The 16,736-nt window shown below is 38.5% G+C and carries 10 protein-coding genes; 4 read left to right on the top strand and 6 right to left on the bottom strand.

The window, feature by feature from the left end; genetic code table 11:
• Positions 1–87: 87 nt before the first annotated feature.
• Positions 88–792, top strand: a complete 705-nt coding sequence (locus C2M33_RS00270; protein WP_063703775.1) for a hypothetical protein — start codon at positions 88–90, stop codon at positions 790–792.
• A gap of 80 nt (positions 793–872) precedes the next feature.
• Here the strand turns inward: C2M33_RS00270 and rmuC are convergent, their stop codons facing one another.
• The 4 genes from rmuC to C2M33_RS00290 form a co-directional block, all read right to left on the bottom strand.
• Entirely contained in the window at positions 873–2,339 is a 1,467-nt protein-coding gene (gene rmuC, locus C2M33_RS00275; protein ID WP_105173356.1) for a DNA recombination protein RmuC, read from the bottom strand.
• Positions 2,340–2,568: 229 nt separating this feature from the next.
• Complete coding sequence (locus tag C2M33_RS00280; protein ID WP_063703771.1) at positions 2,569–5,712, bottom strand: DEAD/DEAH box helicase; 3,144 nt, start codon at positions 5,710–5,712, stop codon at positions 2,569–2,571.
• A gap of 415 nt (positions 5,713–6,127) precedes the next feature.
• Positions 6,128–7,090, bottom strand: coding sequence for a transcriptional regulator (locus C2M33_RS00285; RefSeq protein ID WP_105173357.1), 963 nt, complete (start codon positions 7,088–7,090; stop codon positions 6,128–6,130).
• Positions 7,091–7,104: 14 nt separating this feature from the next.
• Positions 7,105–8,343: an AAA family ATPase gene (locus C2M33_RS00290; RefSeq protein ID WP_105173358.1), complete on the bottom strand. Its 1,239-nt coding sequence runs from the start codon at positions 8,341–8,343 to the stop codon at positions 7,105–7,107.
• A gap of 770 nt (positions 8,344–9,113) precedes the next feature.
• Here C2M33_RS00290 and C2M33_RS00295 point away from each other — a divergent pair.
• Positions 9,114–10,328, top strand: coding sequence for a hypothetical protein (locus C2M33_RS00295; RefSeq protein WP_063703764.1), 1,215 nt, complete (start codon positions 9,114–9,116; stop codon positions 10,326–10,328).
• Between the two features lie 58 nt (positions 10,329–10,386).
• Here the strand turns inward: C2M33_RS00295 and C2M33_RS00300 are convergent, their stop codons facing one another.
• Entirely contained in the window at positions 10,387–11,262 is an 876-nt protein-coding gene (locus tag C2M33_RS00300; RefSeq protein ID WP_063703762.1) for a DNA replication terminus site-binding protein, read from the bottom strand.
• A gap of 434 nt (positions 11,263–11,696) precedes the next feature.
• On the opposite strand from C2M33_RS00300, the gene C2M33_RS00305 reads away from it, so the two are divergent.
• On the top strand, positions 11,697–13,046 hold the full coding sequence (locus C2M33_RS00305) for a class II 3-deoxy-7-phosphoheptulonate synthase (RefSeq protein ID WP_054563102.1): 1,350 nt from the start codon (positions 11,697–11,699) through the stop codon (positions 13,044–13,046).
• A 65-nt stretch (positions 13,047–13,111) separates the two neighbouring features.
• Here the strand turns inward: C2M33_RS00305 and ppsR are convergent, their stop codons facing one another.
• On the bottom strand, positions 13,112–13,921 hold the full coding sequence (gene ppsR / locus C2M33_RS00310) for a posphoenolpyruvate synthetase regulatory kinase/phosphorylase PpsR (protein WP_063703760.1): 810 nt from the start codon (positions 13,919–13,921) through the stop codon (positions 13,112–13,114).
• Between the two features lie 152 nt (positions 13,922–14,073).
• Between ppsR and ppsA the strand changes: the two genes are divergently transcribed.
• Entirely contained in the window at positions 14,074–16,449 is a 2,376-nt protein-coding gene (gene ppsA, locus C2M33_RS00315) for a phosphoenolpyruvate synthase (protein ID WP_063703758.1), read from the top strand.
• The last annotated feature ends 287 nt before the right edge of the window (positions 16,450–16,736 follow it).

Genomic DNA, 16,736 nt, shown 5'->3' on the forward strand with positions numbered 1-16,736 from the left:
AAAACGTACTATGCCATTTTTGCAGTTCGTTAATGACATATTATTAAATTGCGCACTGTATACAAACAAAACTTCAAGGCATTGTTAATGCGTTTTTTATTATTATTGAGCGTGCTGCTGGTTGGTTGTAAAACAACACAGCAAAGCGTTGCTGAAATTAGTGAGGTATCGCCGGGCACTATTTATTTTCAGGGCGAAACATCAAAGCAAAATGTTGAAAAGTTTGAACAATTATTAGTAAATAGCGATCAGCAAATCAACACCTTAATTATTAATAGCGAAGGTGGTGATGTGATGGCAGGTCTCCATTTCGGAGGCTTAGTTCATGAATATCAACTCAATGTTGTGGTACGCGAGCTTTGTGCATCGTCTTGCGCCAATTATGTCGTTACCGCAAGTCCACATGTCTTCGTTGAAGAGCAAGCCGTTATAGGCTGGCATGGCGGCTCATTACAGCCACTATACGTGCCAATGGAGCAGCCGCCCGAGGTCGCTAGCTATATAGCAAAATGGCAAACCGCAGAGCGACAATTTTTCGATATCATCAATGTTGAACAAGCGGTTACTATTATAGGGATGATGCCAGGTATTACCGAGAAACGTGATGCTGCTATTTATAGTTACGATACCCAAACCCTGAAACGTTTAGGGTTACATATCGAGTTTGCAGGTGCGCAAACGGGGATGTCAGCAAGTGGTGAAAAAATCGCGCAAGTATTCGAGCTTGAAGAGTCTGTACTTAACCACTTTTTGATGCTCAACGATATCGTGTCAGCTGAACTTGTTAACTAATACCAATCCGCAATAATACTTAATTAAGCGAATTGGTATAACAAAAAAGCCAACATGACGTTGGCTTTTTTGTATCGCATTTAATCTAACTCTAATTGGGCTTTTTCAACACTTTCCACGGGTAACTCTTTTTGAACAGAAACCCCCAATTCTTTGAACTCAGAGGCCTGCTTAATCAAGTTTCCTTTACCACGATACAGCTGAGAAAATGCTTTATCATAGCTTTCTTTGGCGCGGTCTAATTGCTTACCAACCCCTTCCATACTGGTTAGGAAACCATTGAGTTTGTTGTAAAAACGCTCTGCACGAGCGGCAAGCTCTTTTGAGTATTTAGTTTGCTCTTCAAAACGCCACAGTTGTTTTACGATATTCAAACTAGTCAATAAGGTCGTTGGAGTAGCAACTAAAATGTTCTTTTCGATTGCTTGCTGATAAATATCACTTTGGTACTTAAGCGCTTCAACAAAAGCCGACTCTATAGGTACAAACATGATCACCACTTCTGGTGAGTTAATACCCGGTAGTCTGTCGTAGGCTTTGCTTGCTAACTCGTTTATACGCGATTGCACCGCCATAACATGCTCTTTAAGCGCTTGCTGAGCCTCAAGCTCTGTATCGGCATTTACATAGCGTGTATACGCGTTTAAAGAGGTTTTAGCATCAATAACTAAATGACGTTGTTGAGGTAAATACACTACAACATCTGGGCGTAAGCGGCCATCTTCGGTGTTAAACGACACTTCACGCTGATAATCTACTCCAGCACGCAGCCCTGCGCTGTCTAGTACATTTTCAAGCATTAACTCTCCCCAATTACCTTGGGTTTTCTTTTGCCCTTGTAATGCGGTGCTCAGCCTATCAGCTTGTTCGGTGATGGCTTGGCTTTTAGCCTGTAAATGCAATAACTCAGTTTTTAGTGCTGCACGTTGCTTTAGATCTTCAACGTGGATCAATTCCATTTTATCGCGAAAGCCTTTTAGTTCACCCTGAACCGGTTTTAATAATTGCTCAATACTTTCTTGGTTTAAGGTTTTAAAACGCTGCGATTTTTCTTCAAGGATTTGATTAGCGAGATTTTCAAACTCTTTTTTGAGTTGCTCTTTGCTTTCTTTGATATGACTAAGCTGCTCTTTAAAATGCAGTTCTTTTTGCTCTACTGTGCTTCGTAAGGTACTTAAATCAACATCCCGCTGATTAAGTGCAGCTTTTGTATCAGCAAGCTCAGCTTCAACTTGACGCCAAAATTGGTTGTATTGTTGTGCTTGTTTTTCTTGTTCTACGAAACGGGTTTTAAAGTGTTGAGACTCATCACGTTGTTCAGCGTAATCTTGCTGTAGCTGCGAAAGGGTATGCTGGGTTTCTTGCAATTGCAGCTGCTTTTGTTCTAAGTGATTTTGCAGGATTTGCTGGCTATTTTGCAGATCAGTTAACTGATTTTTTAAGCGACTTTTTTGTAGTGCAAAAATGACACCACTAGTAACAGCACCTACAGCAGCACCAAGTACTCCACTTTGCCAATTAATCTGTGTAATTAGCTCTGTAATCATAACGAAAACTCAATAACTTAAAGACACATCATCATAACGAATTAGCACACAGCAGAGTAGGGGGTTTAGGCATAAAAAAAGCCAGCTCAAGGTGAGCTGGCTCTAACATTACTAAAATTTAGTAACCAAATGGGAAATCAACATAATGCTTATGTAAACTGCAATTTAACAACAAGCATAATAATAGACGCCCCAAAATTTGATTAGTTCAAAAAAACTTTAAAAAAATTTAATTTTTTATCAGTGCGAGCATTTGCTTTTCATCAAACTGAGTGAAACTCATTGATTTTTCGGTAAATAAAGCATCAACAAGGGCTTGCTTATGCTGCTGCATTTTAAATACTTTTTGTTCAATTGAGTTAGCCATAATCAATTTATAAACAAACACTGGGTTCGTTTGGCCAATTCGATAGGCACGATCTGTCGCTTGTTTCTCAACAGCAGGGTTCCACCAAGGATCAAAATGAATCACAGTATCAGCTTGAGTTAGGTTTAGCCCTGTACCGCCGGCTTTAAGGCTAATTAAAAACACGGATGTATCACCTTGAGTAAACTCTTCGATAACACGGTCGCGGTGTCTTGTTTGCCCTGTGAGCATACTAAAGCTGATGCCTAATTCATTTAATCGCTCTGCTATCACATCAAGTGCCATGGTGAATTGACTAAATATAATCACCTTTCGACCTTCGCTAAGCATGATAGGCAAATGCTTAGATAACCACTCAAGCTTTGCGCTGCCAGCCTGTGAACTAGGATCGATCAATTTTGGATGACAGCAGATTTGTCTTAGCTTTAACAATGCATCTAAAAAGGCTAGCTTACTTTTTTGCACACCTTGCTGCGCAAATAGGTCGACTAATTTCTGTTCTAAAGATTCAGTGATACCGGTGTAGATTTCTTTTTGTTTGCTTTCAAATTCAAACTCTTTAACTAGCTCAGTCTTCTCTGGTAGCTCTTGCGTTACCTGAGCTTTAGTTCGACGCAAGATAAATGGCATGATCAACGATTTAAGCTCATCTGCACGGGCAACATCGTTATCACGCTCAATAGGCGTTTGAAAATAACTCTTAAAATGTGTTTGCGAACCAAGCAAAGAGGGCATTGCAAAGTCGAGCAAAGATTTAAGCTCAAATAAGTTATTTTCAATAGGCGTGCCGCTTAAGCAGAGCTTAAAGTCAGCATTAAGGCGCTTAACTAACCGCGATACCTGCGCGGCATCGTTTTTGATATATTGCGCTTCATCAAGAATGATGTTTTCAAAATACAGCGGCGAATAAAAGGCAATGTCACGTTTCAACAGTGGGTAAGTTGTTAAGATACAATCTGCTTGCGACAACTGTTGTAATTGGTCGCTGCGCGCAGCACCGAAGACAGTGGTGATTTTTAAGTTGCTCGCAAACTTATTGATTTCGCTTTGCCAATTACCGACCAAGCTGGTTGGGCAAACAATTAACGTAGGGCCTGCTTGTGGTGATTGCTTGGCATTAGCTAAAAAGGCAATAACTTGTAAGGTTTTACCTAGCCCCATGTCATCTGCCAAAATACCACCAAGTTGATGACGTTTTAAAAAGTTAAGCCAATCAACACCGTGCTGTTGGTACTCACGTAATTGCACACCTTGGTTTAAGCCTTGAATATCGGACTTTTTAATAAGTTGTTGTGAGCTATTTAGTTCAGATAAGTACGCATCAAGTGCATCGTCGACAATATTAACCTTAATTGCTTTTTGCTCGATAAGCTTAGGCAAAAACGATAAAGGCATTAAGATTTCGTCACGGGTTTTAATATGCTCAAAACGTTCACGATAATCATTAAGTTGCATCATCGCGGCCTTTTCTACCACCGCAAAGCGTTTCCCTACTGTAAAGTAATAAAAGCGTTCACTTTGTCTGTTAAGTGACTGATAAGTATTATTATCTGTAACAAATAGTTGCTGAGTTTTGACACCAGAGATCACGATTTTACCAACTATCTGATGGCCTTTACCACGCTCAACTTGCAGTGAAAGTTGTTTTAGAACTTTGCCGACGTCTAACTCATCATTAATTTTCCAACCACGTTTTAATAAGTTTGGAATTATTTCGAACTTTAACCAGTGCTCATGAATAACTGATTGTTTATTAAAGACAAACTCTGATTGTAAAGCCCCTTTACATAATTCAAAGCCAAGGTTAGTTAACTCATTTACAACGGTGTTTTCTAATGACTGATTTAGTATATCCGCTGGCGCTTGGCTTAAATCATACAAAGAGTTTTGATAATTAAACTGCAATGATAAACGAATTGTTCCCTCATCATTATTAATACTGATGACTGGGAATACCGTTCTAGCTAGGCTTTTTTTACTTTGCTTAAATGCATGAGGGATCACACCTTCGCCAAAATTATCATTGAGTTGTTGATAAACGCGGTCAAAGTTCTCTGTGTGAATAGCTGGCATATTGGCAAGTAAAGCAATCTCATCTGCCGTTAACGGAGTACGAATACGACCTACCTTTAGTTTTTCAGGGTCAAGATAAGTAGGGGGGGTTGTTTTAAGCAATAACCAATTATCTTGGCCAGCAAGCGTCATGCTCAACGATGTTAAGTCTTTGTTTTGTTTCCAATCAAACTCTAATGCTTGCATGCTATCAGCTTTAATTGCTTGGCGAGAGCGACCTAAAAACAAACGCTGGGTAGCAATTAATTGCTGCAGTGCTGCAAAACCCCATTGGCCTTTAAGCTCTAATTTACCAAGGGCATTTTGAGAACGGATCCAGCTATATAAACGAAAATCAGTTTCTAATAAATCAGTGGGGGTTACAAAACTATTTAACTGCTGCTCGGTTAGGTTTCGTCCGAGAGTATAATTATGCTCAGCATCATAATTAGCAATTTTAGGGGTAAGGGTGACAACAGATTTCTCTACATCAAGGACGAATAATAAAACGTGTTTGGCATTATCGTTGGCAATTTGCTTAAGGGTTTTAAGCTCACTAAACCAGTCGTTAATGATGTAGTCTTCCCCATAATCGCCAGAATGTTCTATTTTGAGCTTAAGGAGCACAGCCGCGATATGACGGCACTTGGTTTTAGAACCACAAGTACAATGTGAATCGACCGAAAAGCCACTTGGTAATTTACTGATCTCAATATGCTGAGTGAAGGTATTTCCTTCGTTACCAAACATAGATGCATCGATAACACTAAAATCACTGTTATGTTCTAACCAATTGATTTGGCCGTTCTGGTGATACTCTTTCGCTTTACTTAACACATGTGGCTTAAACAGCTGTTTAATGAAGCGCTCAGACAGAGGAAACTGAGTTTCTTGCTCTTGTTTGATTTCTTCAAAGATAGCTAATAAGTCATTTTTGGATAAGTTAGCAGACATAACGCTTTTGGCAGTATAAACAAAAAATAATTCTGCCAGTATATGATCGATCGGCCCAGAGCTAAAGCACTATTGAGCAATATTAGACTGGTTGGAGCTGATAACTTGGTAAAAAACTGTATTTAGATAAAGTAAAAGCTAAAAAGTGATAGGCTGAGCATTTAACAAACAACAATCGCACAAGATATAAACAGGTTAATAACAAGGTGGGGGCTTTACAGATCGTTTTTTTACTAACCAAGCAGGGTAAAGTGCAAAAAAGCCTGTAAAGGGGCGATAAGTTAGTAAAAAATTGATCTGACAACCCAAAAAGAGCTGTATTTTGCTTTTTCAGATCATCATTTTACTAACAAAAAGGAAGAGTAGATCACGCTTTTACTAACTGTAAAAGCGCGATAGATCATTATTTTACTAACTAGTTAAAGCTATTTAAAAGTTTAGTTAGCTGCTCTAAGCGTTTGTCTGTCATCACTTTATTATCGATTTTGACAGATAAATCACCGCTTTTAATATTGCGTTGTACGCTAACAAACTCACTGTCGATAAGCGCTTCACGACGGCTAGGGGCTGCTGGTTCAGCGGTTAATAGCTTAGTTATTGCAAGAGCACGTTTATCATCGCTAGTCATTTGCGCAATTTCGGCATCACTACTTACGTCATTAACTAGCTTGGTGAACAGTTGCTCATCACGCTCTTTAGCGCTAATAAGCTTTTTAGCCACTTCACGGCCAACATGGTTCGCCGTAGGGTAGAGACTTAAAACCGACGCTGGTAGGTTCTCGTAGGCTTTGATAGCGTCAGCAATGGCAGTGTGTGATACCCCCTCAATTGCAGCAATCTCACGATAAGAGCCTTTTTTACCTTCAGCAATAAGCTCATCACGGGTCTGTTGATAAGCCTGACCAAGCTCCCATAGACTTGGCGCAATGTATTGATCTGATGATACAGCAAGAATTTTAGCATCTTGATCAGTAAAATCTTCAGAGCTTAGAACTAAATAATCAGAGTTACTTAAGATACATGCTTTACGACGACGAGAGCCTGCTAATACAAGCATTTCATCACCTTTATCCCAACATAGGGCAGGGTGCTGGTTACGGCCGTCTTCGGCAATTGCAGGTAGAATATCAGCGACTGACTTTTCATTTAGTAATGATTGTACTCGGCGGTTTTTACCATATACCTTTGTTTTAGCTTCAATTTCTGAGCTTGGAATGACCTTACACACTAAAGTGATTTGGCGATTAGGATCGCTTGGAGCAGGCATACTGATAACATCACCAGCAGAAGCTTGCTCTAGTAAAGCATCTAAACTGCTGCTTTCGATAGACGTTGAAAAAGGGTCTAAGCTGGTATCGTTTTTACGTTTTTTAGCCATTTTTATTAATTACCTTACTTAGCTGGATTGAGAGTCGATTGAGTTGATTGCCAATTCGAACGGATCAGCATTTCAAGTTCATCAACCACATCTTTGATATTTTCTTGAGCGCGGAGTAATGACTCACGACTCGCCAGGCTATCTGACGTTTTTTGATCAAAAATAGTATTAAAAGATGATGAGCTGGCAGTAATTGCAGAACTATGATTAATTGGATAGCTCATAACTTGGCGTCCAAAGGCACTACGTACATCTTTAACGATGTCGCGCTGTGAATGGTTACCTTTAACATAGTTAGTCACTAAGAATTGCATAAAATCCCAGCCTTCGTGACCAAGGGCTGCAACTGTATGGTAAATCTCACCTAAACGTTTTAAATATTTGTTGTTTGCATCAAAATCAACAGCCTCTGGATGAACAGGAATAAGCATCGATGTTGAAGCCATTAATGCATTATAAAACATAAAGTTAAGAGATGGAGCTGTATCAATTAAAATAATATCAAATTGGTCTTTAACCGGCTCAATAACTTTTTCTAGCAGTTTATGATAATGACGTGTTTTATCGTAACTAGAGCTATCTTTTAATAAAGTTGCTGTTTCATGTTCAAAATAAAAGTCATCCATACCAGATGGTAAAATACGAATATTTGGAATATGAGTAGGTAGGAAAGAGTTGCTTACTAACTCATCCCAGGTTTCATTTTCTTCAAGCTCAATGCAATCACGCATTAAATCACCAACTGTAATTGGATCAGGCTCACTTGGAGGGAAGAAACTTGACGAAGAACCTTGTGGATCAAGATCAATAATACCAATTCTGTAACGTTTAATATTGGTCGTTGCTAGGGCCGCTGCAATATTCACCATACTAGTCGTTTTACCACAACCACCTTTAAGTGAATTGATCACAATTACTTGCAATTTATCATCAGCAGTACGGTGATCAGGCTTAATATCCATGATATCAGCCATAGCAAAAATATTTACAAGTGTGTAAGCATAGTGGCCATTTGCACCACGTTTGATATTAAGTTCGTCAAAATCACCATTATCATGGCGTCTTTTTAAAGTACGATTATTACAGCCTAATAAATCAGCAGCTGCTTTTTGGGTGTAAGTACGAAGTTCTTTTTCTTCAGACTTAAGGTGGGCACGATAATGTTGAATACGTCCTTCTAGCGATTTTTCAGCAACTTCTGCTGTCGCTTTTAGTAACCTATAAGTGGCTAGCGCATTATTATTGATAGACATACTTTCTTCCTCAAAGTTATGCTTTAAGTATAATGTCCATTCAAATTGCTGTAAACAAGTATTTAAGACGACATGCCTTTTATTAATAAGACATTTAATAAAAATTTGTAACTTTACTGATGCTAAGTATAAATAAGTAAGTTTAATATCGGTTAAGTATATAGGTATATAAGGTTAAGATGCTAAAATAGAATAATATCTAGCTGATTTAATTGAATATTTTATAAAATAACAGATCATAGTTTTACTTGGTTAAGATCAGATCTCTTATTACTCACAGATCAGCTTATTACTAAGTAAAAAACAGGCTTTTGAGTTATGCACAGTTTAATCACTAAATTACTCACAAATATGCCTGAGTAGATCATAATTTTACTAACTAAATTAGAAAGTTATGCACTGAGAACTCGGTAAACTAATGCATTTAGTTAGTATGGATCTGATCTATAGTTGGTACAGATCAGATCTATGCTAACTTGAACTTGATTTATCCACATGCAATTTCAAAAAAGGAGATTTATGTCGTGTTAATTAGCCTTAACAAGGCGATTCACAGGACATAATTTGAACTGAGTTAGTAAAATCACGACCTATCAACTATAACTTAGTAAAAATCTGATCTGAAAATTAGCTTTTACGAATGAGTTAGTATAAAACTGATCCTAAGAAATTAATTAAGATCGGATCAAGTTTTTACTAACTTAAACATTTAACTTTTGAAGTTTTATGTGTTGTTATTAACTGTCGAAGAAAAATTGGAAATAAGAACAATGAGCCGAAAGGTCAACATCTCGGTAGATAACTTACCCGATACATTACGCGGGCAGATCCACGGGGTGGAAAGTGCAATAGATAATGAAAGTCTTGCACTATTTACAGACAACAAAGATGTGCGCGTTTCAATTGAAAATGCTGCACATGGTTTGAGAGCTTACTCAAATACTTTTAATCATTATGATTTATGGGGACGTTTTGTCCGTTCTGGTCATAAGAAGCTTCCGGTTGAAGAAGCACCAAAGAAAACCATCGTAACACGAAGAATCTCTGAAAAAGTTGACGGCATTCTTTATGATGGCGAAATCAAAATTACGCCAGCGGTAGTAAGCACAAGAAAAGATGGTGAAGATGTTGAATATCTTGTTTGGCCATCTGATCGTGAAGAAAAGGTCGAGCGTGCCTTAATTCGTTTAGCCTCTAAAGGTAAAATTGTAAAAATTAATTTTAAATCGGGTATTCAATACGCGGTTGTTTTTTCAATGAATGAATTAGCGCAAGAGCTGAAAGCGGTTGGCCAGTCAATGCCGTATCCGCAAATCAAAGAATCATTAGAAGCATTACAAGGTTCTAAACTTTCTTTTAGATACTCAGCAACCGACACTCGAAATTCTGATATTGATGATTCATTTTACGAATCGAATATGAACTTTTTGTCGTCACTTCACTTTAGCGGTAAAAAAGGACAAGGCGGAAACGTAAAGTGTGTTGCATGTTTAAATGCCTTCGTTCATAACATGATCGATAACCTTGAATATAAGGGTTATTACTTTAATAGTGCGCAAGAATTAAAACGCGGTTTGTCACGTTGGATGATGCTTCGTTTATATCATTTATGGCGTTATGCGGCACCGGGTAAGACCTACCATTTCCGACTATTATCAATCATGGAAAAATACGGTTCTATCTATTCGACAGATGAAATTACAGAAAATAAATTAAAAGCTTTGCGTCGTGATATGACGACAACAATGAAAGATTTAATAGAGAAAGGTGCAATCTCTGAATATAACATTACCAATGTTAAAGATGACAAAACAGGTAATATTATTGATTATACTTACGAGATGCATCCGTCTGACCAATTTTGTGATGAGATCCTTACGCTTAATAAGCATAACAAACGAATCGAAATTCAAGGTGGAAAACGTATCGTTGAGAATGCGGTATTAATCGATGAAGACAAAATTGAAGAAATAGTTGAAGACTAATTTCTTTAATACTCTCTACTATATAGAAAAGGCCACTGATGTGGCCTTTTTAACATAATCAATCTGTTACTTGTTCTAAGTAAAGTCTATCTACTAAGAAATCATATTCTCTTTTACGAGGGTGGCTTTCAGGTTTTTGATAATCAGTTAATGTACCAAGTTTTACATCAGGTTCTGGATTGATCAAAATAAAAGGTAAAGCAGCACTAACATGATATCGGTTTTGAGCGGTATATCTTACATTAACTTGTGGGCTAACTCTTGTTGGCCTGCGAATTCGTAATTTTTCTTTATCACCTAAACTTGCAACACGGCTTTGTTCTTGTGCAACTAGCGCTTGCCAAGAGTGTTGGTCGATCATTCTTGGATTTGAATAACTTGCCGATTTATCCAACATTGCTAAAGCCATTTTTTTTGTTAGCGTTTTAGTTGCATGTTTGTGCATCCAAGTAAAACGAACAGAGTAGGGCGATTCAGTTTCAAAATGAATCTTACGATATGCAGCAAGTGTAATGAGATTAGGAACTGCATTGTGCACCGCTTCAAACCGCGCATCATTATTATCGATAGCTATTACGCTATTTTTAAAATCAGCTTTGGCTTTATTCAACTGATTTATCCGTGCAATGAAATGTTGCTTATCGACATCTTTTAAAACTAATAAGCCTGGATGTCTTTTTAAAACTCGACTACTTAATCCTGTCTTTTTATAAAAATCACCAAAGGAATTTAGAATTAGTTTATGAGCATCATCGCCTTCAATTTTATGTACACTAATTGAAGAAGGAACTTTCTTTTCGTCGTTTATATCGATATCTGGCAGTTGATAATATGATGCCTTATGAAAACCCACTTCCTTTAATTCTTCACAAAATAAATGAGTTAATTCACTTACTAAATCAAACTGACTACGTATTTCTAACTTGGAACTCATAGGAACACATCTTACTTAAATTTAATTCAATTCTAACCTTATCACTTGATCATTTAAAGTTAATTTCTTTTCATTGCTGACCTAACATTCAACTCTGATAAAGTATGATGTGTTCTTAACATTGTTTGCTAGTACAACTTTTGAATTTGATCAATGTAAACGTAAAAAAGGATGTTTTTCACATGTAAAGCTGAGGTTACACTATAGCTTAATTAAGGTAAGATGTGTTCTTTTATGGTGCATCAACGAAAACATCGTGAAACAGCTGTAACTAACTGGTTTAGAACAATAAAATCATGGGGTTCTAATTGTTAATATCGAAACTGTTTATCAAATAACGAAATAATCATAAATAGCTGAATATTGTCCTTGAACTTAGTACGTGCAATAAGTTAGTTTTCGTTAACGGTCTATGTTAGGAATGAGGAAAGAACATGCAATCGTGGAACCCAGACAGCTGGAGAAAACTGCCGATACTTCAGCAGCCAGAGTACCCAGATCAAGAAGCCCTAAAATCAGTTGAAGGGCAATTAAAAAGCGCACCACCTTTAGTATTTGCTGAAGAAACGCGTAGCTTATACAAACAATTAGAAGCTGTATGTGAAGGCAGAGCCTTTTTATTACAGGGTGGTGATTGTGCAGAGTCATTCAGTGACTTTAATGCTGCAAATATCCGCGATACATTTAAAACGCTTTTACAAATGGCCGTTGTTTTAACTTATGGCGGTAAATGCCCTGTCGTTAAAATTGCGCGTATGGCTGGTCAGTATGCAAAGCCACGTTCATCAGATTATGAAACAATTGACGGTGTATCTCTGCCTTCGTACCGTGGTGATATCATCAATAACTTTGAATTTACTGAGCAAGCACGAGTACCGGATCCACAGCGTTTAATGACGGCATATCATCACAGTGCAGCAACGTTAAATTTATTACGCGCATTCGCGCAAGGTGGTTTAGCCGATTTACATCAAGTAAACCGTTGGAACATGGGTTTTGTTGCTGCAAATCCACTTAAAGAGAAATATCAACAGCTAGCAGACAGAATTCAAGATGCGCTTGAATTTATGGAAGTGTGTGGTATCGACTCAACCGTTGCTCCAAGCTTAAAAGAAACTGACTTATTTACATCACACGAAGCATTATTATTAGGTTACGAAGAAGCACTAACACGTCGTGACCATTTATCAGGTGACTGGTACGATTGTTCTGCACACTTTGTTTGGATTGGTGAGCGTACACGTCAGCTTGATCATGCCCACATCGAATTCTTCAAAGGGATTAAAAACCCTATCGGTGTGAAAGTTGGACCGGGTATGGACCCAGATGAGCTAATCAAACTTATCGATGCCGTTAACCCAGATAACATTCCAGGTCGCTTAACGTTAATTACACGAATGGGTGCTGATGTTCTGCCTGAAAAACTACCGGCACTAGTACGTAAAGTACAACAAGAAGGCCGTAAAGTTATTTGGAGCTCAGATCCAATGCATGGCAATACTGAGAAAGCGAGCTCAGGTTATAAAACACGAAGCTTTAATAATATTCTTCGTGAAATTAGTCAGTTCTTTGCAGTTCACAAAGCTGAAGGTTCATACCCAGGTGGTGTTCACCTAGAAATGACTGGCCAGCACGTGACTGAATGTACGGGTGGTGCTTATGGTTTATCAGATGAAGATTTAGCACAACGCTACCGCACACAGTGCGACCCGCGTTTAAATGCAGATCAAGTTTTAGAACTTGGTTTCTTAGTTGCTGATTTATTAAAAGACGCACGTAAGTAACATCTTAAGTTATCCAAAAAAGGCTGCACGTTGCAGCCTTTTTTAATGTCCGATACTAGAAGTAGTTAGTACTTACGTCGTTCAAGACCTGTATCAGATATAATTTTCGCTGAAATTTCTTCTACTGAATGATGCGTAGAATTCAGGTATTGTATTTTTTGTTTTTTATAAAGCATTTCTACTTCGCGCACTTCAATACGACACTGTTTTAAAGACGCATATTTAGAATTAGCCATACGACGCTGGCGGATATCAGCAAGGCGAATAGGGTCAATCGTTAACCCAAATAGTTTATGCTTGTAAGCTTTTAAACATTCAGGCAGGGTGCCTCTTTCTAAATCATCTTCAGTAAGCGGATAATTAGCCGCTTTAATGCCATATTGTAATGCCAAGTATAAACTTGTTGGTGTTTTACCACTTCTACTAACACCCACTAAGATAATGTCAGCTTCAGAGTAGTTCTTAATATTAGCGCCGTCATCATTAGTTAACGCATAGTTCACCGCATCAATTCGAAAATCATAACTTTTTTCATGCATTGAGTGTGTTCTATGAACCTTAGGTACAGGTGCAACTTTTAACTCTTCGCCAATTTTATCACTGTATTGTGACAAAAAGTCATAACACACCGCACACGACGATTTTATGATTCCACTTAGTTCATGATTTACAAATGTAAAGAACACAAGTGGCTGTTCACCATCACGTTGTGCTGTTGAATTAATCAAGTTCTTAACTTCATTTGCTTTTTTTTCTGTTTCAACAAAAGGAATTGTTTTGTGATTAAATTCCACAGGAAACATTGATAAGGTCGCGTGACCAAAGACTTCTGAGGTGATTGCTGTTCCATCAGAGATATAAAATGCAGTTCTCATAATTAACCTTTTTATTACCTTTATCTGCAAAATAGGGGCTTCACGGTTTACGTGAGGTCTGTTGCCAGTGTAGAATGACTACGACCTTTTTAGAAGGTTTTCTTTCTTAACTCTCACAGTTAGTACTACAATTTGTTTATGGAGAAAGATCCGTGCAAGAATACGTTCTCTGGTATCAAGAGCTTGGTATGCAAGATGTTCCACGTGTTGGCGGTAAAAACGCTTCACTGGGTGAAATGATCTCAAACCTAGCTAACGCTGGTGTTCAAGTGCCAGGTGGTTTCGCTACAACCGCTGATGCATTCAACGAGTTCCTAGAGCAATCTGGGTTAAACTCAAAAATCCACGATATTTTAGACACATTGGATGTGGATGATGTAAATACACTCGCTAAAGTCGGTGCCGAAATCCGCCAATGGATTATCGACACACCATTCCAACCAAACCTAGACCAAGCCATTCGCGACGCATATAGCCAATTACATGGCGACGCATCACAAGATGTTTCATTTGCGGTTCGCTCATCTGCTACAGCAGAAGACATGCCAGACGCTTCATTCGCAGGACAACAAGAAACGTTTTTAAACGTACGTGGTATTGATGCAGTAATGACTGCTATTAAACACGTGTTTGCCTCACTATTTAATGACCGCGCTATTTCTTACCGTGTTCACCAAGGTTATGACCACCGCGGTGTTGCATTATCAGCTGGTATCCAACGCATGGTTCGTTCAGATAAAGCAGCTTCAGGTGTTATGTTCAGTATTGATACTGAATCTGGCTTTGAAGATGTTGTATTTGTCACTTCAAGCTATGGTCTTGGTGAAATGGTTGTACAGGGTGCTGTAAACCCAGATGAATTTTATGTTCACAAGCCGACACTTGCTAACGGTAAACCTTCAGTAGTTCGCCGTAACATTGGTTCAAAAGCAATCCAAATGATTTACTCTGCGGATGAATCACACGGTAAGCAAGTTGAAATTGTTGATGTAGATTCTTCACTTTCAAACAAATTCTCAATCACAGATGCAGAAGTTCAAGAACTTGCTAAGCAAGCTGTGATTATCGAAAAACATTACGGTCGTCCAATGGATATTGAATGGGCGAAAGACGGTAACGACGGTAAACTTTATATCGTTCAAGCGCGTCCAGAAACAGTTCGTTCAAATGAAGACGCAAACGTAATGGAACGTTTCCAACTAAACGGCACAAGTGCTGTAGTTGTTGAAGGTCGTGCAATCGGTCACAAAATTGGTTCAGGTACTGTTCGTGTACTTAATTCAATCGATGAGATGGATAAAGTACAACAAGGTGACATCCTAGTTACTGACATGACTGACCCTGATTGGGAACCAATCATGAAACGTGCAGCCGCGATTGTAACAAACCGTGGTGGCCGTACTTGTCACGCAGCAATCATTGCTCGTGAACTAGGTATTCCTGCTGTTGTTGGTTGTGGTAACGCAACTGATTTAATTAAAGCGGGTCAAGATGTAACTGTTTCGTGTGCCGAAGGTGACACAGGTTACATTTACGAAGGCATTTTAGATTACGAAGTACTTACTTCACGTGTTGATGAAATGCCAGAATTACCGATGAAAATCATGATGAACGTAGGTAACCCTGATCGCGCATTTGACTTTGCTCGCTTACCACATGCTGGTGTTGGTCTAGCACGTGTTGAATTCGTTATCAACCGTATGATTGGTGTTCACCCTAAAGCGCTTCTTAATTTTGATGCGCAATCTGATGAGCTTAAAGCTGAAATTTCAGAAATGATGGCCGGTTATGAATCGCCAGTTGAATTCTATATTTCTAAGCTTGTTGAAGGTATTGCAACACTAGGTTGTGCGTTTGCACCTGAGCGTGTCATTGTTCGTATGTCTGACTTCAAGTCGAACGAATATGCAAACCTTGTTGGCGGCCAGCAATATGAGCCAGAAGAAGAAAACCCAATGATTGGTTTCCGTGGTGCAGCACGTTATATCTCTGAAGATTTCCGTGACTGTTTCGCGCTAGAATGTGAAGCAATTAAACGCGTTCGCAACGAAATGGGTATGACTAATATTGAAATCATGATCCCATTTGTTCGTACACTTGAAGAAGGTAAACGCGTTATTGAATTACTAGAAGAGCACGGCCTTAAACGTGGCGAAAATGGTCTTAAAGTAATCATGATGTGTGAATTACCATCAAACGCTTTACTAGCAGATGAGTTCTTAGAGTATTTCGATGGTTTCTCTATCGGTTCAAACGACTTAACTCAGTTAACATTAGGTCTTGACCGTGATTCTGGTTTAATTGCCCATCTATTTGATGAGCGTAACCCTGCAATCAAGAAACTATTATCAATGGCTATTCAAACAGCTAAAGCAAAAGGCAAATACGTAGGTATTTGTGGTCAAGGTCCTTCAGATCACGAAGACTTTGCAGCTTGGTTAGTTGAGCAGGGCATTGATTCTGTTTCTTTAAACCCAGATACAGTATTAGAAACTTGGTTATATCTTGCTAAAAAATTAGCCGACTAACTACTTTATTTAGCTAAAATAAAGAACCTAATATAAAAAATGCCAGCACTTAGCTGGCATTTTTGTTACTTCGAAGGGCGTGTTGTCCTTTTATGATTGATTTTGCAGCAGTGTGTTTGGTATTTATGCAAGGCAGAGCCTGTGTAGTGTGGTTGTTCCACATAAATAGCTGATAACGCAGCATCAATGCCAAACACGCGCTGCCCTTCGGGTTCTTTCTAGGGGCGATTAACTCTTTGTTACCTACATGGATGTAGGTAAGGGGCGTGAGCAGGACGCGGTAGCTT

This window comes from Pseudoalteromonas sp. T1lg122 (assembly GCF_002964825.1).
GTDB classification, from domain to species: Bacteria; Pseudomonadota; Gammaproteobacteria; order Enterobacterales; family Alteromonadaceae; genus Pseudoalteromonas; species Pseudoalteromonas gelatinilytica.